The 21,590-nt window shown below is 41.4% G+C and carries 17 protein-coding genes; 8 read left to right on the top strand and 9 right to left on the bottom strand.

Annotated features, from left to right (window positions below; genetic code table 11):
* Positions 1–41: 41 nt before the first annotated feature.
* On the bottom strand, positions 42–2,660 hold the full coding sequence (acnD, locus tag G8D99_RS02915) for a Fe/S-dependent 2-methylisocitrate dehydratase AcnD (RefSeq protein ID WP_166322475.1): 2,619 nt from the start codon (positions 2,658–2,660) through the stop codon (positions 42–44).
* A gap of 260 nt (positions 2,661–2,920) precedes the next feature.
* Here acnD and ygfZ point away from each other — a divergent pair, with 260 nt between their 5' ends.
* The 4 genes from ygfZ to G8D99_RS02895 all read left to right on the top strand — a co-directional run bounded on the left by ygfZ (position 2,921) and on the right by G8D99_RS02895 (position 7,405).
* Positions 2,921–3,643: a CAF17-like 4Fe-4S cluster assembly/insertion protein YgfZ gene (ygfZ, locus tag G8D99_RS02910; RefSeq protein WP_166322473.1), complete on the top strand. Its 723-nt coding sequence runs from the start codon at positions 2,921–2,923 to the stop codon at positions 3,641–3,643.
* 233 nt (positions 3,644–3,876) lie between these two features.
* Entirely contained in the window at positions 3,877–4,653 is a 777-nt protein-coding gene (locus G8D99_RS15615) for a TPM domain-containing protein (protein WP_264821718.1), read from the top strand.
* Between the two features lie 312 nt (positions 4,654–4,965).
* Positions 4,966–6,075, top strand: coding sequence for a porin (locus G8D99_RS02900; protein ID WP_166322469.1), 1,110 nt, complete (start codon positions 4,966–4,968; stop codon positions 6,073–6,075).
* Positions 6,076–6,280: 205 nt separating this feature from the next.
* Positions 6,281–7,405: a porin gene (locus G8D99_RS02895; protein ID WP_166322467.1), complete on the top strand. Its 1,125-nt coding sequence runs from the start codon at positions 6,281–6,283 to the stop codon at positions 7,403–7,405.
* A 73-nt stretch (positions 7,406–7,478) separates the two neighbouring features.
* On the opposite strand, the gene G8D99_RS02890 is transcribed toward G8D99_RS02895, so the two are convergent.
* The gene (locus tag G8D99_RS02890; protein WP_166322465.1) at positions 7,479–8,177 is read right to left on the bottom strand and encodes an aspartate/glutamate racemase family protein; all 699 of its coding nucleotides are present in this window, start codon (positions 8,175–8,177) and stop codon (positions 7,479–7,481) included.
* Positions 8,178–8,386: 209 nt separating this feature from the next.
* Here G8D99_RS02890 and G8D99_RS02885 point away from each other — a divergent pair, with 209 nt between their 5' ends.
* Entirely contained in the window at positions 8,387–9,823 is a 1,437-nt protein-coding gene (locus G8D99_RS02885; protein WP_166322463.1) for an NCS1 family nucleobase:cation symporter-1, read from the top strand.
* 69 nt (positions 9,824–9,892) lie between these two features.
* Here the strand turns inward: G8D99_RS02885 and G8D99_RS02880 are convergent, their stop codons facing one another.
* A complete protein-coding gene (locus G8D99_RS02880) occupies positions 9,893–10,147 on the bottom strand; it encodes a hypothetical protein (protein ID WP_166322461.1) in 255 nt (84 codons plus the stop codon).
* A 221-nt stretch (positions 10,148–10,368) separates the two neighbouring features.
* On the opposite strand from G8D99_RS02880, the gene G8D99_RS02875 reads away from it, so the two are divergent.
* Positions 10,369–11,178 (top strand): tetratricopeptide repeat protein, encoded by an 810-nt coding sequence (locus G8D99_RS02875; protein ID WP_166322459.1) that lies wholly within the window; start codon positions 10,369–10,371, stop codon positions 11,176–11,178.
* A gap of 108 nt (positions 11,179–11,286) precedes the next feature.
* On the opposite strand, the gene G8D99_RS02870 is transcribed toward G8D99_RS02875, so the two are convergent.
* From G8D99_RS02870 to G8D99_RS02845, 6 genes are all read right to left on the bottom strand, one after another.
* On the bottom strand, positions 11,287–12,213 hold the full coding sequence (locus G8D99_RS02870) for an AEC family transporter (protein WP_166322457.1): 927 nt from the start codon (positions 12,211–12,213) through the stop codon (positions 11,287–11,289).
* A 130-nt stretch (positions 12,214–12,343) separates the two neighbouring features.
* Complete coding sequence (locus tag G8D99_RS02865; RefSeq protein WP_166322455.1) at positions 12,344–13,459, bottom strand: NADH:flavin oxidoreductase/NADH oxidase; 1,116 nt, start codon at positions 13,457–13,459, stop codon at positions 12,344–12,346.
* Positions 13,460–13,480: 21 nt separating this feature from the next.
* On the bottom strand, positions 13,481–15,637 hold the full coding sequence (locus G8D99_RS02860; protein WP_166322453.1) for a TonB-dependent receptor family protein: 2,157 nt from the start codon (positions 15,635–15,637) through the stop codon (positions 13,481–13,483).
* Between the two features lie 35 nt (positions 15,638–15,672).
* The gene (locus G8D99_RS02855; protein WP_166322451.1) at positions 15,673–16,971 is read right to left on the bottom strand and encodes a carbohydrate porin; all 1,299 of its coding nucleotides are present in this window, start codon (positions 16,969–16,971) and stop codon (positions 15,673–15,675) included.
* Positions 16,972–17,257: 286 nt separating this feature from the next.
* Positions 17,258–18,544, bottom strand: a complete 1,287-nt coding sequence (locus G8D99_RS02850) for a carbohydrate porin (protein ID WP_166322449.1) — start codon at positions 18,542–18,544, stop codon at positions 17,258–17,260.
* A 190-nt stretch (positions 18,545–18,734) separates the two neighbouring features.
* The gene (locus tag G8D99_RS02845; RefSeq protein ID WP_166322447.1) at positions 18,735–20,024 is read right to left on the bottom strand and encodes a carbohydrate porin; all 1,290 of its coding nucleotides are present in this window, start codon (positions 20,022–20,024) and stop codon (positions 18,735–18,737) included.
* Positions 20,025–20,433: 409 nt separating this feature from the next.
* Between G8D99_RS02845 and mutM the strand changes: the two genes are divergently transcribed.
* The gene (gene mutM / locus G8D99_RS02840) at positions 20,434–21,288 is read left to right on the top strand and encodes a bifunctional DNA-formamidopyrimidine glycosylase/DNA-(apurinic or apyrimidinic site) lyase (RefSeq protein WP_166322445.1); all 855 of its coding nucleotides are present in this window, start codon (positions 20,434–20,436) and stop codon (positions 21,286–21,288) included.
* Positions 21,285–21,566, top strand: a complete 282-nt coding sequence (locus tag G8D99_RS02835) for a peptidylprolyl isomerase (RefSeq protein ID WP_166322443.1) — start codon at positions 21,285–21,287, stop codon at positions 21,564–21,566. The genes mutM and G8D99_RS02835 overlap by 4 nt, the downstream gene beginning before the upstream one ends.
* Positions 21,567–21,590 lie beyond the last annotated feature (24 nt).

Here is a 21,590-nt window from a genome sequence, read left to right as displayed (position 1 = left end):
GGAACCTGCAACAGAAAGTTGCAGGTTTTTTTGAAATTAAATTAAGCCACATTCCCTTCCAAGAAATCCTGCGCAAAGCGTTGTAATACTCCACCCGCTTCATACACATGCACCTCTTCTTCGGTATCTAAACGACAAGTCACAGGCACTTTCACAATTTCATTTTTACCATCCGCAGTTGCACGCTCAACCACCAAAGTCAAATCAGAACGTGGCGCAATATTACCAATCACGCTATACAGCTCAGTACCATCTAAGCCTAAGGTTTTACGATCAGTCCCTGATTTAAACTCAAGCGGTAATACGCCCATACCGACCAAGTTGGTACGGTGAATACGCTCAAAACCTTCCGCTACAATCGCTTCAACACCAGCAAGACGCACCCCTTTCGCTGCCCAGTCACGACTCGAACCCTGACCATAATCCTTACCTGCAATAATGATTAAAGGCTGTTTACGGTTCATGTAAGTTTCAATCGCTTCCCACATACGCATCACTTCGCCCTCAGGCTCAACACGCGCTTTCGAACCCTGCTTAATCGTACCGTCGGAACGCACCACCATTTCGTTAAACAGTTTCGGGTTGGCGAAAGTCGCACGTTGTGTGGTTAAGTGATCGCCACGGTGCGTTGCATAAGAGTTAAAGTCTTCTTCAGGCAAGCCCATTTTCTTCAAATATTCACCCGAAGCACTGTCCAACACAATCGCATTGGATGGTGACAAATGATCGGTGGTGATATTGTCACCCAAAATTGCAAGCGGACGCATATTTGCTAAGGTACGAGGTGCAGCAAGTGCCCCTTCCCAATACGGTGGACGGCGAATATAGGTACTTTGCGGACGCCAGTCGTATAAAGGACTCGAAGCTTTGACATTCACACCCAAATCAAACATTGGGATATAGACTTTCTTAAACTGCTCAGGCTTCACCGCTTGTTTCACCAGTGCATCAATTTCTTCATCCGATGGCCAAATGTCTTTGAGGTAAATCGGATTACCATCTTTGTCATTGCCAAGCGAATCGGTTTCGATGTCAAAACGAATTGTCCCTGCAATTGCATAAGCCACCACTAATGGCGGAGATGCCAAGAATGCTTGTTTTGCATAAGGATGGATACGACCATCGAAGTTACGGTTACCTGATAGTACCGCAGTCGCATACAAATCACGGTCAATGATTTCTTGTTGAATTTTTGGATCAAGCGCACCCGACATACCGTTACAGGTGGTACATGCATACGCCACGATACCGAAACCAAGCTTTTCTAAATCTTTCAGTACACCGGCTTCTTCCAAATACAGCGCAGCCGCTTTAGACCCCGGTGCAAATGAAGATTTCACCCAAGGTTTGCGCACCAGACCGAGTTCATTGGCTTTACGTGCAAGCAAACCTGCGGCAACAGTGTTACGCGGGTTTGAAGTATTGGTACATGACGTAATCGCAGCGATAATGATTGCACCATCTGGCATTAAACCTTCCGCTTCTTGCGCACGCGCCGCGTTTAAGTTACCTGCGATACCTTTTGCTTTTAAGTCTGCTGTGGATACACGCGCATGCGGATTCGATGGTCCTGCAATGTTACGGGTCACAGTCGATAAATCAAAACGAAGCACTCGAGGATACTTGGCTTGTTTCATCTCAGATGCCCAAAGCCCAATTTCTTTGGCATAGGCTTCAACCAGTTTCACCTGTTCAGCTTCACGACCCGTCAACGTTAAGTAATCGATGGTGTTCTGGTCGATATAGAACATTGCAGCCGTTGCACCGTATTCAGGGGTCATGTTGGAAATCGTGGCACGATCCCCCACCGACATGCTGTCTGCACCTTCACCGAAGAATTCTAGGTATGCACCAACCACACGTTCTTTACGTAAGAACTCAGTCAGTGCTAGTACAATATCGGTTGCGGTAATGCCCGGCTGGCGCTGACCGACAAACTCGACCCCAATAATATCCGGCAGACGCATCCAAGACGCACGACCGAGCATCACGTTTTCAGCCTCTAAACCACCCACACCAATGGAAATCACGCCTAAAGCATCAGTGTGTGGGGTATGTGAATCTGTGCCGACACAGGTATCTGGATAAGCAATACCACCACGGTTTTGAATCACCGGTGACATTTTTTCCAAATTGATTTGGTGCATGATGCCGTTGCCCGCCGGAATCACATCGACATTTTCAAAGGCTGTTTTGGTCCATTCAATAAAATGGAAACGGTCTTCGTTACGACGGTCTTCAATGGCACGGTTTTTCTCAAAAGCATCTGGATCGAAACCGCCGTATTCCACTGCCAATGAATGATCGACAATCAGTTGGGTTGGCACAACAGGATTCACTTTGGATGGATCACCGCCTTGCTCTGCAATCGCATCACGTAAGCCTGCCAAATCGACCAGTGCCGTTTGACCCAAAATGTCATGACACACCACACGTGCGGGATACCATGGAAAATCGTGATCTTGTTTAGAGAAGATCAATTCTTTCAACGATTGCTCTAGAATTGCAGGATCACAACGGCGCACCAACTGTTCTGCAAGCACTTTTGAGGTATAGGGTAAAGTCGCATATGCGCCTGGCTGAATATCTTCTACGGCTTGACGCACGTCAAAATATTCGAGCTGAGTGCCTTGCAGCGGTTTACGGTAGTTATTGTTCATTGCATACCTGCCTTATTGACTTTTTTCTTCACTGTAATTTTTGCATGATTGTTTTCAATCAAATTTCAGGCATTGTACGCTGTCAAAAGTCCATTTCCCAAATCTTATATATTTCATTAACTTAGATATAAAAAACTGGGTTTTAGACATAATTAGTTACATAAACTTTAGAATTAAAGCTCTAAATGTGCTTTTTTCTTCAAAATAGTGGAAAATTAGGGTAATTCTTTAGTATTAGATGCTATTCACGAGAGTAATAAATGAGCAATCTCGCTTTTTCCTCATTCACTTTAAATGGTGTGGATGCGCAAAAATTCTTACAAGGTCAAGTGACCTTACATGTTGAACGCCTTGAAGAAAATGTCACACGCTACACCGCGATTTGTGATTTAAAAGGTCGTATTCACTTTGGTTTATGGCTGACTAAACTGAACCCTGAAAGCTTTGTGATTGTGACCACACAAGACCAAGCCGAAGAATTTGCCAAACACATTAAAAAGTTTGGTGCATTCTCAAAAATGAAACTTGAAGAAGCAGGTCAAGTGTTCCCGACCCTTCAAGACGATCTAACGACTTTCACAGCAGAAACAACCGATGTGGCTGCATGGCAAGTTCAAGCGATTGAGCAGGGTCAGGCATTTATCACCCAAGCAACTGAGCATGTGTTTCAACCACAAGAACTCCGTTTACATCAACGTGAAGGCGTTCACTATGACAAAGGTTGTTACTTGGGTCAGGAAGTGATTGCACGTTTATGGTTTAAAGCCAAACCAAAAGCGTGGTTGCATGCCATTTCAGGTACAGGCACTGCGCCTGAGCAAACCGCTCAATTGCATGACCATGTGCAAGTTGTGAACAGTGCTGCTACTGCAAATGGTTATGTGGCATTGGTGGTGGCACGTCCTGAAGCTTTAGAGAGTTTAGATGTGACTGTTTTGGCGTTGCCTGAAGCCTTAAATGGTGATGTGGCACGTCCTGTATAAGCCATAAATTTTTTTAAAAATATTGAAAGCCAAATAACAAAAGTTGTTTGGCTTTTATTTTTTTGCTGTCTAAAATTAATACATACTAAAAATAGACGATAAAAATGTCGAATCATTTTCCTTTACGTTTTTTCTTATTCAATTGCTTAATCCTCATGAGTTGCCTTATATCATCGAGCATTTATGCCGAATTCGATTCAGCGCTACTAGAAAAATTAAAAAAAGAAAATATTGTGGATTCTACACAAACCCTAAGCGCCAATGAAATTGAAAAACTAAAACTGCAAAATGAGCAACTTTACCAAGATGCGAATGTCGATTTTAAAATTTTGATGATTCCCTCTACTCAAGGAGAATCCATTGAGCAGTATGCCTTAGACGTATTCAACACCATCAAAATTGGCAATGAAAAGCTCGATAATGGTTTATTACTCATCATCGCTAAAGATGACCGGAAGATGCGCTTTGAAGTCGGTTATGGTTTGGAGGGTGATTTCACCGATATAGAGGCAGGACGTATTATTCGATACGATCTTGCCCCCTATTTTAAACAGAATCAATATTACGATGGAATTCAGACTGCGACAGATTCGGTATACAGTAGCGTTTCAAGTGTAAATAAAGACAACGATTTATCACACACACAAAATGAACTGCAATCGAATACAGATGTAGAACTTTCATTGGGCACAGTGATTTTGGTTCTGATCCTTTATGGTATCAGTGGCTTAATCCTTGCGACTCCCCTTTTACTGCTGTTCTTATATTTTAAAAACAGAAACAAAGCCAAAACGCCACTTCCTGAGATCGTGATGGGTACGGATGGTCAGCAATATATAAGAATCAAAAAAAACCGTGAGCGTCCGTTTGAGCCATATAGCGAAGCAAAAGACCACAGAGAGCAAAAATCATCTTCAAGTTCAACATTGAATCCTCACTCGACATCTTCCTCCACTAAACGTGATTCAGGCGGCAGTTCTGGCGGTGGCGGTGCTTCAGGCTCATGGTGATCTATGAAATGATTGAATAAATAACGCACGCATTTATAATATGTACTGCTTTCTTTTTAAACGAATAATCTTCAAATCTATTGTTTAAATATCCAACACCATATAAATAACTCATCTTCATCGATATTATTTTATCTGATTGATATTACGTGAAAAGCTTGTGTTTTATTTTCTTTTATGCCTTATAAAATTTGTTTAATAAAACAGCTTAATCTCAAATTTGGATAATAAAATTAAAATTAATCACTTTGTAATATATACATAATATGAAATCCTGCGCGCCTATTTTCAATACCTATATGAGTTTTATCGGTGAAATCTAAAATCACTCTCTCTTTGATTTCAGCACTTTTAGCAAGTCCAGCTTTTGCAATGCCACAGCCTTATGGCAAAATCGATTTATCCGTTGATTATATGCCTCGCGACAACCATCTAAACAAAGATGATCATCATGTCCAATTCAATTCGAATAACACGCTGTTCGGGATTAAAGGTGAAGAAAAACTCAATCAACGTTTCAGTGTAATGTACCAATCCGAATGGACCTTTATTTTAAAAAGAAATGGCAATGAAACCTTTACACCACGTAACCAATTAATTGGTATTCAAGACAAACAACTGGGTACATTAAAATACGGCAAGAACGATACCCCTTTAAAACAGTTAGGGGTTATTGTCGACTCATATAACCATGCGGTTGAGAACAATGCCGATATGCAAGGCATTATGGGCGGTGAAAACCGGATTGATAATACCCTGACCTATGAGTCCCCTGCTTTTAAAGTCGCTGATGCCAAAATCAATGCCACACTGATGTTACCGATTGGGCCGAGCGATCATATTGAAAAATCGAAGGGCGGTGCGAAAGTTGCTGGCAAGGATATTGGTCGAACTTTTTCAGGTTCTATCATCTATAAAGCCCCTGTTGTCACTGCAGGCTTAGCTTATGACTATGCAATACCGACCAATTTCTTACGTAAAGGCTATATCACTGCCATCGATACAGAAACCAGTACCTCAGGTGCTTTTGCCGCTGCCAACACCATTCGTGCCATTGCTAAAGTGGATTTAGACAATGGTTTAAGTCTGCGTGGCTTATACCAAAATGCTGAGGTCAATCAAGAGAAAGGGAACTCTGCCAACGCCGTCAATATTGACCAAGCCAATAGCTGGTTGGTGGGTGTAGAATATCAACTGCCTCAAGCCAAAAAATGGACGTTGAAAGCGCAGTACACCCAGACCAATACCAATATGAAAAATGGACAAGAAGATCGTGACATTTGGCAAGTGATGGGGGGCGCAGATTATGCCTTCAGTAAAAATTTAAGAGCATATGGCTATGCAGGTTATTTAACTTTAGAGCAAGGTGCGAAAGAAGATAATCAACTGCTGATTGGTCAAGCCGTCGAGTGGAAATTCTAGATCCCACTTGAATCCGCTTTTTAAGCACAGCCTCATTCACCATGGGGCTTTTTTTTTAACCCTTATAAAATAAAAACCACATATCGGCTTAAAAACAGACAAACACGACTAAAACGAGAACATCTTTCTGTTTTATGAGATTTCTTAAGGTTAGCTTCATGTTCAACTGTTAAGGTAGTGCTCAATGTTTGAGGGCTACAACAAGATGAGTAAAAAATTAATCGCACTATGCATGGTCACGTGTTGCAGTGCGTTATTGACTCATACTGCTTCTGCCCAACCGAAATTTTATGGCAAGATTGACCTGTCTTTAGACTATTTACCGCAACATAATGCGACCCAGCGGGATGAAGATAAATTTCGACTCAATTCAAATAACTCCCTCATCGGGATTAAAGGCGAAGAAAAATTCAATGATCGCTTCAGTGCGGTGTACCAAAGTGAATGGTTAATCACCATCCATAAAGAAAGAAGTCCACGCGTACTGACCCCACGTAACCAATTCTTCGGTATAAAAGATCAAAAACTAGGCACGCTTAAATTTGGTAAGCAAGATTCACCGCTCAAACAGCTCGGTGTTTTGGTGGACTCATATAACAATGCTGTAGAAAACAATGCCGATATCCAAGGTGTCATGGGCGGTGATAACCGAGTCGATGACAGTTTTATGTATGAATCCCCTGCCATTCCAGCAGGTCAAGGTGAAATTGATGTTGCAGTGATGCTTCCTATGGGTTCACGCGCCGGTGTAACCAAGTCCGAAGGCGGTGCCAAAGCAGCAGGACATCATTTAGGCGATGCCATCTCGACTTCTGTACTCTATACCGATTCAAAACTGTCTTTAGGTGTGGCCTATGACCACGCCATGCCGAGTAACTTTTTGCGTAAAGCCTATTTAAATACCGAGGATACCTATACCGATACCTCAGGTGCTTTTGCTGCTGCGGATACGGTTCGTGCTGTAGGGCGTTATGATTTAAACAATGGTTTAAGCTTACGTGGTTTATATCAAAACTCGAAAGTCGAAGAGCGTAAAGGCAATGCCGGTCATGCCGATGATATTGATCAAGCCAATAGCTGGTTGCTCGGTGCCGAATATAATCTACCTCAAGCAGAAAAATGGACCTTAAAAGCCCAATACACCGCAACTGAAGCCGAAATGAAACATGGCTATGTAGACCGTGATATTTCGCAGTTTATTGTCGGTGCTGATTATGCCTTAAAGAAAAACCTGCGTATTTATAGTTATGCATCTTACTTACTTTTAGAAGAAGGCTCGAAAGAGGATCATCAAACATTGGTCGGGAGTGCTGTGGAATGGAAGTTCTAACCAAACAATTTGCTTGATAAAAAAAGCCTCCCAATTTGGAGGCTTTTTATGACTGCATTTAAATTGATAACATTTATTTTAGATTCGGGTAAGCATAATCACCCCACTTACTGGTTGTTATGCCCATTCCATGCAAACCCTCAAGTAGTTTAACTGCAGCACTTACGCCATCGATAATCGGTATATTCAACTGTTGGCTAATATCTTGCACCATATCAGACATTCCACCACAACCAAGCACAATTGCACCAATGCCATCCTGTCGCTTTGCCAATTCACATTCAACCAATAAGGCTTGATATGCGTTGTCACGATCTTGTTCTAAACTGAGGACTGGCAAATCTATGCATCGAATTTGGGCACATCGGCGCTCAAAACCATAACGGTATAATAAATGTTCTGCAATGATTTTGGTTCTCGCTAAAGTGGTTACAATCGAAAACTTTGTCGCAACCAAACTTGCCATATGAAATGCTGCTTCAGCAATTCCAATCACTGGGGCATCGGCTACTTCTCTTGCTGCATCTAAAGCTGGATCACCAAAACATGCAATCACATGTCCATCCACATGTTGTAATTTGCCTTGTTGAATCAACTGAAGTACACCTACAGCTGAAATTGCTTCATCATAGTGCCCTTCAATTGAAGCAACACCCTCACTTGGCGATACAGATTCAATTTGAGTCGTGGGTAATGCCACTTTTTGAGCCATTTGACCCATGCTATGGGTCATTTCTAAACAAGTATTAGGATTAATTATTTGAATTTTCATAGTCATTTCAAATGAGTCAGCTCAAGTAGGCTAGATTTAAATAGAAAAAAGAACGTATAAAGAATGCCCTTATAACGCCTAATTGATAAGCAATTTTTGAACCACTTGTGATTATTATCTTATCGAATTAAGCCAAGTTCTGGTGGTTTTTAAAGCTGTTGGCACATTTTCTGCTCTATATATTTTAAGTAGAATGAGAGTGTCCACAGATGAATGATAAAAATTATAGTCCAAGACTCAGCAATGAAGATCTAGTCCCTGCAAAACAAAATTGGGGTTGGTACAACATCTTCTCCTTTTGGATGTCTGATGTGCATAGCATAGGCGGCTATATGGTCGCAGCCAGTCTATTTGCACTCGGTTTAGCCAGTTGGCAAGTTTTCCTAGCTTTAATCATTGGCATCGTGATTGTTCAGTTAGCGGCAAATTTAGTGGCAAAGCCGAGTCAGTTAAGTGGTGTTCCCTATGCCGTCATCGCTCGACAAGCTTTTGGTGTTTATGGCGCTTATATCCCTTCAATTATTCGTGGCTTAATTGCTGTGTCTTGGTACGGTATTCAAACATGGTTAGCATCCAATGCACTCATGCTGATTGTACTGAAGTTTTTCCCACAACTCAGCTATTTCACTGAGAGTTCTTTTGTGGGTTTATCTGCTATTGGATGGCTGTGTTTTGGCACCATGTGGATTCTACAAGCATTGGTGTTTTGGAAAGGCATGAACACCATCAAAGTCTTTATTGACTGGGCAGGACCATTGGTTTATGTGGTGATGTTTGCTTTAGCGGCATGGCTTATTTCGCAGGTTGGTTGGTCAAATATCTCGTTTAATTTAGGCTCTAAACAACTCACCGCATCTGAACAGTGGGCACAATTGTTTGTCGCAATCGCTTTAGTGGTGTCTTACTTCTCAGGTCCTCTGCTTAATTTTGGTGATTTTTCACGCTACGGCAAATCTATGCAACAAGTAAAAAAAGGAAATTTTTGGGGTTTACCATTCAATTTCCTATTCTTCTCGATCATTACTGTACTTACAGTGTCAGGCACGTATAGTTTATTTGGCAAAATGGTCACGGATCCTTTAGAAACAGTGGCGATGATTGATAACACTTTTGTGGTGGTTTTAGGTTTATTAACCGTACTCACCGCAACCATCGGCATTAACATCGTGGCTAACTTCGTTTCCGCTGGCTTCGATTTTTCCAATCTTATGCCTCAAAAACTCAGCTTCCGTAGTGCCGGTATGATTGCTGCACTCGGTTCAGTACTGATCACACCATGGAATTTGTTCAATTCACCACAACTGATTCATTACACCTTGGATGTACTTGCAGCCTTTATTGGACCACTGTTTGGAATCTTGATCGCTGATTTTTATTTTATAAAGAAACAAACTGTACAAGTGGATGAATTATTTAATGATCAACCCAATGGTGCGTATTGGTACCGCAATGGAGTTAATCCTAAAGCTATAGCAGCTTTAGTCCCTGCCGTCGTGATTGGTTTGGTATTTACCCTTGTGCCAGCCTTACAACATTTAGCGCCTTTTAACTGGTTTATTGGTGCATTTCTAGGTGCAACTTTTTACTACGTCTTAGCCCCTAAAGCTGTGGTAAAAACCGTCTTAAATAAAGCTATAGTTAAATAAAAATGATCGATTTTAAATCATATAAAAAGCCTCTATAATTCAGAGGCTTTTTATTTGCTTATGCTTAATTTAGTCGGCATTAAAATCATGAAATAACTTATTCATGTCTTTAATCACATAGTCTTTGAAGTGATAAGCACGAGCATGTTTAGCATCAAATTTTGCTTCAGCATCACCATCTTTAAAGATATAAACGCGATCATCCTTACTCACTAAAAATTGACCACCGAGCTTCATCAACAGTGCATCAATTTTTTCATGATCTGGAATACTTTCATCTTCAAGCACTCTTAAATAATTGCGCTTAATGCCTTTAATAAACATGTTTTCACTACCTATTTTCAATGCGATCATTTAAGCAGAGTCGCATGTTTAAACCAAGTTGAAAAACAACCGTATAAAGCGATTGTGAATAAATAAATCAGATTAAGTACATTTCCTATATTTACATTCACACAATAGTTACTATGATGAAAATGAATATTAAAACCCTATTTTCATTAGATAAATGGATTTAGAAATCGTTTATAGGTTATATAAAAATCATGAAAAAATTATTATGCGGTGCCTTACTCACAGTAGCCTCAAGCTTCACTTTTGCTGCAACGCCCAATGTCGATCCACAATTTGAAAAAGTCCAACAACTGGTCGCAGCAAAGAATTTCACAGCGGCTTACCAAGAGCTTGAACGCTTATCCAAAGCAGGTAGTGCGCAAGCCACTTATAATTTGGCTTACCTGACCCAAGCCGGTCAAGGCACCAAACAAGACAATGCCAAAGCGGTTCAATTGTATGAACAAGCCGGTAATAAAGGTTATGCACTGGCGAACTACGTACTTGCACAAAACTATGCCACAGGCGGTTTAGGACTGACCAAAAATGAAAAAAAATCGCGTCAATATCTAGAGAAATCGGCATCTCAAGGTTTTGATGATGCGATTGTTGAATTGGCAGTGGTGCTGTTTGCTGAAGGTAAAGATGCATCTGACAAGCAAGCGCTGCAAAAATTGGATCCGCTGATCAAAAAAGGCAGTTATCCTGCGATTCATGCCAAAGCGCTGTATGACATTTCTACAGGTTTTAAAACCAAAAAAGAAGCACCCATCAAGCAAGGTTTAGCCAGTATTCAGGACTTAGGCAAGAAAGGTTATATCCCTGCCCTGATGGCGATTGGCAATATGTTTGTGAATGGCAACATCGTGCCTCAAAACTTGCCTGAAGCGCAGAAAATTTTTAGTGCACTCGCGCAACAAAACATTCCTCAAGCTAAACAAAGCTTAGACGTAGTGAATAAACTCATCGCTGAAAAAGGCAAAGCGCCAGCCAAAGCAGCGACCACAAAAGCCAAATCATAATCGCTTTAGGGGGATGTGATCTGATTCGATTAGATATCCCCTGAACTCCCCTTGATTTTATCAAACCTATAAGCTTTTCCGCTTATGACAGCGCAAAAGGTTTTTCGGTTAAGACCACCATACGGTGATCAATCCAATCGTCACCATAAAACCAAATATTGTGCTCATCAATAATGGGGTTAGGGTCTTTTCACTAATACCATAGGCTTGCCCCAACATGCCAAAAATCGTTGGCATCGGTAACGCTGCGATTAAAGTGCCGGCATAGACCATGTCTTGATCCAATTCTGTCAAATAGCTCAAACCTAAAAACATCAATAAAGGCATCAAAATATTACTAGAAGCCACCAGATAAAAACTTTGCAAGTTTACATATCTTAAGCTCAGCCCCACTATGCCCCCACCAATTGAGAATAATGCTAAGGGTGAAGCGGTATGGCCCAACAGCGTCAATACCTCATCGATCTGATGTGGAATCTTAAGCTCTAATGCCGCTAAACTGATCCCTATTACCACACTCATAAATAGCGGATTTTTAATTAAGGTTTGAACTGTTCGAATCGCAATCGCTGAAACTTTAAGGTCACTTTGTCGACCCAATTGCGCCAACACCATTACAGTGGGAACCAAGAGTACACTTTCAATAATCACCACCAGACTGATGGGGGTCATGGCGGCATGCCCCATTAACATGGTTAACACGGCTGTGCCAATCAACCCTGTATTTGACATTGCAGCGCCCAACGCCAGCACAGCTGAGCCAGACAATGAATTGCGAAAATATTGACGTGATAGATACAGGGCTAGGCAATACAATAAAAACGTAACCGCTGTATAGACCCAAAAGAAGGAAGGAATCCAAATTTCATGCAGATTTTTTTCTGCTAAAGAATGCAGCAACAATGCAGGTAAAGCGATCCGAATGACAAATGTACCCACTGCATTGGTCTGGTCTTTCACTAAGATTTTCAGTTTTACGGACAAATATCCTAAAAATAACAACAGAAAAATAGGAACAATGACCGTAAAGACCATAATCAAAACCTTAAAACGTAAAAGGATAGTCTATAGGATGCGCCTTCACATGCGTGATGCAAAGCCACATCGCTATATAAACCAATAAAGAATGCTTAATTTTAAAGCAAAAATTAATCCTTAAACCATTTTAATCTGAAAACTTTTTAAATAGTTGCTTAAGACCATGCGGTTGGCAACGCAAATATTGCGGACTGATCTCAATTTCAGCACCCAGTGCTGCCGCTGCATGCCATGGCCAACGTGGATCATATTGAATCGCACGTGCCAAACCAATCGCATCGGCTTGTGCATTTTGCAAAATATCTTCTGCTTGCTGGGCTTCAGTAATCAAACCGACCGCAATCACGGGAATCGAGACATTTTGTTTAATCGCTTCAGCAAAAGGCACTTGGTAATTGGCACCAATTTTAATGTCTTGTTTGGCATGTAATCCGCCTGAAGACACATGAATATAGACTGCACCTAACTGCTCTAAGGCTTTGGCTAAACCAATGCTAGACTCAACATCCCAACTTTCCACACCGTCCATCCAATCTGTGGCAGAGATCCGAATGCCAACCGGATAGCCTTTGGGTACCACATTTTGAATCGCTTGAAAAACTTCTAGAGTCAAGCGAATCCGATGTTCAAAACTGCCACCGTATTCGTCTGTACGAACATTAGAAAGTGGTGACATAAACTGATGCAACAAGTAACCGTGTGCCGCATGCACTTCGATCAAATCAAAGCCAGCATCCACTGCACGTTTTGCCGATTCAGCAAAGTCCGCAATCACTTTTTGAATCTCTTCAATCGTTAAAGCATGCGGTGCAGCATCGGTGTCATTAAATGGCAGATCACTTGCCGAAACCGTTTGCCAACCCTGTGTATGGTCAGGGGCTATTTGTCCCTTTCCACTCCAAGGCTTATCAGTAGATGCTTTACGACCAGCGTGTGCCAACTGAATCGCCATTGGCATCGGAGACAGTGATTTCACTTTCTCTAACAAGGCTTTCATTTGAGCACGTTGCAGGTCATTCCAAAGACCTAAATCAGCATAGCTGATACGCCCTTCAGGTTGTACGGCGGTGGCTTCAATGATGCATAGCCCTGCACCTGACAAAGCATAATGTGCCCATTGCTGTTCATGCCAATAAGTCACTTCACCATTATCGGTAGCCGAGTATTGGCACATGGGTGCAATCACAATTTTATTTTGAAGACTTAACTGTCCAAACTGTATGGATTCAAATAATAAAGACACACCGCACTCCTTGTTGCTTGATTAAAAGGCTTTGGTCACGCTAAGACCTGCACTCCAATTGATACCATCGGCAGGTTCGAAATAACGACTGTTACTTTCATTAACAATCACTGAACCGACATAATTTTCATCAAATAAGTTGTCGACACGAGCGTAGGTACGTACTTTCCAATCATCATTTTTCCAGATATATCCAATGTTTGCCGAAACTAAAATATAGTCTGGAGCTATATCTTGATTGGTACTGTGATTATCTTTAACATAGATTTTATCCATATAACGCATATCTATACCGGCGTTAAATCCTGTTTCAGGTAACCAGCCTAATGCAAAGTAAGCTTGATTTTTCGCAATACCAGGTATAAAAGTTCCTTTTTTTACTTCATCAACCCCATTCTCTGCTGGAATATTTGCATCGAATGTAGCATCAATAAAACTGTAAGTTAATTGGGCGGTTAAATCTCGCCATAAATTTTTATCCCATGAGAATTCAAAACCTTGTCTTAAGGTTTTATCAGCATTTCTAAATGTCGAACGACCATCAATTGATCCTGCTGAAACAATATCATTCTTGGTTTTTGATTCAAATGCAGATGCTGTGAAATTACCTAGTACATTTTGAGACTTAACACCAATTTCATAATTATCGCTTTCTGATGGGTTTAAATCTAAGTTGTTATCTTGCGATTCGCCTGCAGGTGAATACGCCATTTCGGTAAAGGTTGGTGTTTCAAATCCTTTGGCATAACTCGCATAAGCAGATAAAGAATCCGTAATTTTCCAAGATAGTGCTGCTGAAGGTAAAAACTTGTCGTAATCTGTTTTGCCGCTATTGTCTAAATTTTTACCCACTACGTAAAAATCTTTGGTTTTATAATGTACGTTGCTATAACGAAGTCCTGCATCTAATGTCCAACTTGGTAAAAAATTCCAAGATGCCTGTAAATAAGGATCTAAATCCCATAGCGTATTTCGTTCATTTCTACGTAACTCACCTTTCACGCCATTTTCAGTGGCTGTGAAGTTGTTATAGCCCTGACGATCTTCATCCATATAATCAAAAGCTAAACCTGCTGAGAATCTTGTATTAGGTAATAAATCTTTACCAGTCCAACGTAAATCTAATCCGTAGTATGATCGATCAAAATCAATGACGCCTCCAGCTTGATATGGTTTTTTTTGCTCATTTATTGGATCTTTAATTTGCGACATTTCTGGAGTGGATTGAAATTGAGTTACTTCACGTTGTCCAGCATAACCCATTACATAGATTTCATTTTTTTCATTGAGTGGTTTAGTCCAGTTCACACCAGTCTGGGTTTGTTTAATATCTTTCCTAGCATTGTACTTAGTAACATTTGCAACAACTTGTTTGGGATCTTTCTTCCAATCAGAATAGTTTAAACCACCCGGATCATTCGCCGTAATATCAACATGGTTAATCATCCAGTTGATTTTAGAGCCATCATTTAAGTCCCAAGTCAGCTTGGCATTACTTAAAGTCTTATTGGCTTCACTGTGGTCACGGTAGCCATCGGTATCAAAATAAGAGGTACTTACGACATAGCTTGGTTCACCTGCTTTGTCTGAACCGCCCTGTAAAATAATGTCACCACGATTTTTATTGTGCGACCCTGTGCTATAGCCCAATTCAATCGAGTCACGTCCTTCACCCTGTTTGGTGGTGGTCAACACCGTACCACCTGAAGAGTTACCATAGAGCGATGAAAAAGGTCCGCCCAACACTTCAATATGGTCCAAACTGCTCAAATCAATATTGGAGGTTTGACCTTGTCCATCGGGCATGGTCGCAGGAATACCATCAACATATAAACGAATACCACGTACACCAAAGGTTGAACGTGCACCAAAGCCCCGCATCGAAATTTGCAAATCTTGCGCATAGTTTTCACGGTTATTGAGCTGTAAACCCGGCACCCCTTTTAAGGTTTCGGTCAGATTCACCCCTAAATTATTTTGATTCTTATTTTGTTCAACACGATAAACCGAAGCAGGAGTATTTAACCAACTGGTGTCTGTACGAGTCGCTTCAATTTTTAAAGTCGGTAATACCACATTCGATGAGGTTTCTGTTTCTGCATATAAACTTTGGCAAATACACGCACTAAGACATAGCAAGCTGAAATTTAATGTTTGAGTGGATATTTTTTTTTGCATAATGAAGAACCTTCATGATAATGATAAAAAGCGAATCAAAAAACGAGCTTGGTGGTTAATCCAACGACAAAAGCGTTATTTAAATTATTCGATGAACCAGGATGTACGACATATTGTAAGTCCGGCCGTAACAATAACCACGGTGTTAAATTGTAATTATAGTTTAACTCAAGATTATATTCTGCACGCGCATTAAATTGATGTTTCCCATGTAATTCTTGAGTATGTACGAAATGCGGATTGAGGTGTACCCGATTCACCGCCAAGCCTAAAATATCATGCGGATGATGATCACTGAGCCCCACATATTCCAAGCCGATTTGCTGGGTATTGTCGATTTTATTAGTGGCTTGATCATGCCATGTGAAATTTTCAAAGGTTTCCAAGCCCTGTTGTGTGCCTGATCCCGCACCTGCTTTAGTCGTCAGTTGTTGTTCAATTGAAATCCATTCTCCATCACTGTGATTTTCAGCCAAACCAGTAACGACATTTTTTTGATTATTGACATCGTGTGCGGTGTTCCACATGAAACCGGCGCGATAAGTGCCCGCGAGATCATGCGATCCAAATTGAGGATGCCATATCAGCTCCACCGGTACAGTCACGCCATCAGCATGTTGGCTGTCCAAACTCCAACCTTGCCCTTCAGCGTGGGCATTGCCATTGTCAGGATTAAATTCATAGACCCCAATTTGTGCGCTCAACTCAGGATGTATACCAAATTTGACCCGTGCCCCCCACTGTGCAACAGGCGTATTCATCCATAAACCACTTTGCCACTTGCCCATTTGAGCGCCACAGAATGAACTGTTCTGAAAATGGCAGCTCATCACATCAAAGTCACCCCCGAGATTCAAACGTCCTGCTTTAATACTTAAACCATGTTGATCAAATTTCTTTTCAATCGACAGTTCAGACAAGCGGCTGCCCTGATTGCCTCGGGCAAAAGCCACTTGCACACTCGATAGCTCAGGTGCCATGGGGTCTTGTAGATTACGCACACTGGTATTTTGCCCTTGGCGTGCAGTGATTTGGGTATGAATATTTACCCCTTTCCAACCGGCAAGCGTTTGCATATTGAAATCCACATCCAAACCCAAATGCGCTGAGCTTTCAGGGCGTGCGCCGGGATTCCGTCCCCCACTGATCAAATAAGCTGTGTCACTAATTAAATTGGCATCAAAGCGTATGCCTTTGTTTGCCAGAACTTGACGTTTTCCTTGCCCATCCTCCAACAGATGAGTACGTGAAGCGAGATGACTGTGTTTAGCCCATACAGAGGGTGAAAGTAAAAATGGATAGAGTGCAAGCGCAACAACGACAACTTTCTTCATAGACAGCCTAGAAATGAAACGCGAAGAAACAAAGAATTGCTCAAGCAAGAGAGGAGAAACTGCTTAGGAAGAGGCGTGAAGTTACAGGGTTTTAATACAAAAATCTCATTAATCTTTATGATTTGAACAACGGTGATGATCGTTTTTGACTTTAGTGATTGTGCTTAAGGCTTTTTAATTTTCTATTTTGATTTTTTATTTTGAATTGCCATTCCTCGATCTACCCTTGAATACCGAGTCTGATACGTCTTAATCAAAACTCGGTATTCAGCATCAATTCAGCACACTAAAACACGATTTTGGAACCAATGCCCACTACAAAGGCATTATTCACGTTGCGTGTTCCCCCGGGATGCACAATATATTGCAGATTGGGTAATAGCGATAACCACGGCGTGACATAAGCATTATAATTTAGCTCAATATTATATTCTGCCTCTGCATTGAACTGCTGATTGCCCTGCGCCATTTGCCCTTCTCTAAAACGTTGATTCAACTGCGTTCGATTGACAGCAAATCCGAGAAAATCATTCGGTTGTGCATCCCAAACGCCATAGTACTTCATGCCGATTTGTTGGGATTGATCCACCTTGGTGGTCGCGCGGTCATGCCATGTAAAGTTGGCAAAGCCATGTAAGCCTTGCTTACCTGTGCCATGTTTTGCCGTGAGCTGTTGTTCAATCGCAATCCATCCACCAAAAGTACGATTTTCTGGTGCGTTGGTTTTAATGTCCTTTTGATTGATCGGATCATCTGAGGTGTTATAAAACGCCCCGAAACGGTAAGTACCGGCTAACTGATCTTGAAACAGTTTTGGCTTCCATAGCAACTCAACAGGTAGGGTCACACCGTCGGCATGCTTTGAATCCATACTCCAGCCTTGTTCTTCTAATTTGGCATTACTGTCATCGGGGTTTGATTCAAATACGCCAATGGAGGCTGACCATTGCGGTGCAAGCTCATATTTAATGCGTGCACCCCATTGCGCAACTGGGGCATTTTTCCAAAACTGATTTTGCCATTTCATTTGTGCAGCACAAAAGGCTAAATTTTCAAAGTCACAGGGCATATAGTCGAAGTCAATCCCCATCCCCATTCGACCAGCTTTAATACTTAAGCCCAAATCTTTAAAATTCTTCTCAAACGTCAGTACAGTGAGGCGTGAATCCTGATTGCCTCGTCCAAACATACTTTGAGTATTGGATAACATTGGTGCAGACGGGTCTTGAATATGATCGGCACTTAAACTTTCACCATTGCGTGCTGTTGCCACAATTTGAAAGCTTAGCCCTTGCCATCCCATCAGTTTTTCAAAGTCTATACTTACACCCAACAATTCTTGTGCTGAAGTTTCAGCGTGATCCGCATCATAACCCCCATCGGCTAAATAGACGGTGTCGGTACGGACATTGGCTTCAAACTTAATTCCCTTTTGTTCTAGTGCTGTACGCTGGCCTTGCCAATCTCCAAACAGATATTGCCCATTTGGATCAAAGGCTTTTTCCATGGCATAGCTGCTCGATATACTCAAAAATCCAGTCAGTGTAACAAGCGCTAAAGTGTCTATTTTCATCAGGTTCCTCCATGAAACAAGTATTTGAATTTGAACAACTGTTTATCTTAAGGCGGTGCTGTAATACCGATAATTAGCGCTATCTAAAACAATCTTTTTCAAATGAAATTTCCATTATTTACATTTAAAAAAAGCCGTTGATCGGCAAAATAAAAGGAGAAATAAAATTTCTCCTTTTATATGATTCAGATTAAAACGTTAATTTGCTGCTTAAGCCCAAGACCAAGGCATTGCCCACATTATTGGTACTGCCCGGATTGATGATGTACTGAATATTTGGACGTAGCATTAACCATTGGGTCGGAAAATATTGATAGTTCAACTCAATATCGTATTCGGCACTGCCATCAAAGTTGAATTTTGGATTGGCATTTTTGGCATCGACAAAACGTTTATTTAAATGAATCCGGTCGAAACCAAGCCCCAACGACTCGTTTGGACGGTTAGCAAATAAACCGTAATACTTAAAGCCAAACTGTTGCGAACTGTCCACTTTGGTGGTGGTTTTGTCATGCCAAGTCAGGTTAGCAAAGGCATGTAGACCAGATTTACCTTTGCCATGTGAAGTCAGTTGTTGCTCAATCGCGATCCAACTGCCATAGCTATGATCTTCCGGCTGACTGGTCACGATATCTTTTTGATTTTTCGGGTCATCAGAAGTGTTATACATCGCACCAATACGATAAGTCCCCGATAAATCATTGATGAATTTCTTTGGTGCCCACATCAGCTCAACGGGAATAGTCACGCCATCGGCATTGTCCATATCCAAGCTCATGCCCTGACTTTCCTGATTGGCATTACCATCATCAGGGTTAAATGAATACACCCCAACGGAAGTCACCCACTCTGGAGTCCATGCATAGCGGACACGTGCACCCCACTGTGCAGCCGGTGCATTTTTCCAAATGCTGTTTTGCCATTTACCCATTTGCGCTGCACAGAAAGACATGTTTTGGAAATCACAAGGCATAAAGTCAAAATCAGCACCAATCGCCATACGACCGGCTTTTAGATTTAAGCCCGTGTCTTTGAATTCTTTTTCAATGGTGAGTGTGGTAATTCGAGAGTATTGATTGCCTCGACCGAAGGCACCTTGCACATTGCCTAGAATCGGTTCGTTCGGATCTTGGATATTGCGTGGCCCTGTACTTTGCCCTTGACGCGCGGTAATCACGGCATTGATGGTGACGCCATCCCAACCTGCAATCTTGTCCATATCCAAGGTCGTGCCGAGCCAAAGCTGAGACGCCACTTCAGGATCTGCATGCGGATTACGTCCCCCATCTGCGAGGTAAGTACTGTCTGCACGAAGATGTGATTCGAATTTATATCCTTTTTGAGCCAATTCAGTCCGTTTACCATGCCAATCTCCAAAAAAGTATTGTCCTTTCAGATCAAATGCTTTTTCATCAGCATGCGATTGGGTCATCGCAATCAGCATAAATGCAGGTAATAATGCACGACTGAATTTTCCCATAGTTATCCTCATTCATTAAGGGACATATGGAACTGTTCAGAGAGAGAAACAGCTCCATATGTGGCGTGCAAACTACCTGCTTTTGGATGAAAAATCTTGTCTTTTTTTAACCTTTACCGAACTTTTCATTATCAAAGAGGAATTAACAATAACTAAAAGTTAATCCTTGTATTAAATTTACCCTAACTTTCAATTACTTAAATGATACAAAAATATAAAAAACCATCTTTTCAACTATAAAATAATAGAAAAAAAATCTATTTCATTTGTCGATCTTTTAGGCAATCTTAATGATCAAAGAATATTCGACTTTTGCATTATCCAGCCAATTATATTGACATAGATGCTTGTATTCTATGCAACTCACCCCGATATTAAGGGTCTCCCTAGCCGCTGCCATGATCACGACATGCCTGAATTACCCGAAGTAGAAACCACCAAAACCAGTTTGCTCCCCTTGATTGATCAAACCGTACAATCGGTACAAGTTTATCAATCGAGTTTGCGTTGGCCGATTCCTGAGAATATTGCCAAGCTCAAGGGACAAAAACTGTTAAAACTGACACGTCGTTCTAAGTATATTTTGGCTGAATTTGAACAAGACACCATGCTTTGGCACTTAGGCATGTCCGGTAGTTTTCGCCTGTGTGAACCTCAAGATGAACTCAGAAAGCATGATCACCTAGTAATTCAGTTTGAGGATTTTCAACTGCGTTATCATGATCCACGTCGCTTTGGTTGTATTTTATGGCTCGATGATCATTCACAAAGCAAGCTGATTGATACGCTTGGCCCTGAACCGCTCAGTGATGCTTTCAACGCCGAGTATGTGGCTGAAAAATTTAAAACAAAAAATGTCGGTGCCAAAGTTGCGATTATGGACAACCATATTGTGGTCGGTGTAGGGAATATCTATGCCACGGAAAGCTTGTTTAATCTTGGCATTCACCCTGCTCAACCTGCCTCAAGTCTTAGCTTTCAACAAATTGAAAAGTTGGTGATTGAAATCAAGCGCATTTTAAAACAAGCCATTGATTTAGGCGGTTCGACCCTACGTGACTACACCAATGCGATGGGTGAAAATGGTTATTTTCAACAAACATTGTTGGCGTATGGGCGTGCAGGTGAAATTTGTGTGAACTGTGAAACCACACTACAGAATTTAAAGCTCGGACAACGTGCAAGTGTGTATTGCCCTGAATGTCAGCCTTTAAAACAGGTTAAAATAGCCGGCAAGAAAGCTATCAAGAGTTCCAAAGCATGAAATCTGCCATCGTTCGTCACATCCTTGTCAAAGACAAAGAGCTCTGCGAACAGCTGAAAAAGAAAATTAAAGCGGGAACTGATTTTGCAAAAATTGCAAAACAACACTCGACCTGTCCTTCAGCTAAAAAAGGCGGTGAATTGGGTGAGATTAAAAAAGGTCAGTTGGTCGGTCCGATCGATAAAGCCGTATTTACCCTACCTGAACGTGAGTTGCATGGTCCGATCAAAAGCCAGTTTGGTTGGCACTTGTTAGAAATTAAATTCCGTATGGATTAAAAAAACGGCACTTTAAGTGCCGTT

It is taken from the genome of Acinetobacter lanii, from assembly GCF_011578285.1.
Lineage (GTDB): Bacteria > Pseudomonadota > Gammaproteobacteria > Pseudomonadales > Moraxellaceae > Acinetobacter > Acinetobacter lanii.
Note: the sequence above shows the minus strand (reverse complement) of the source record. Positions and strands in the feature narration are given on the sequence as shown.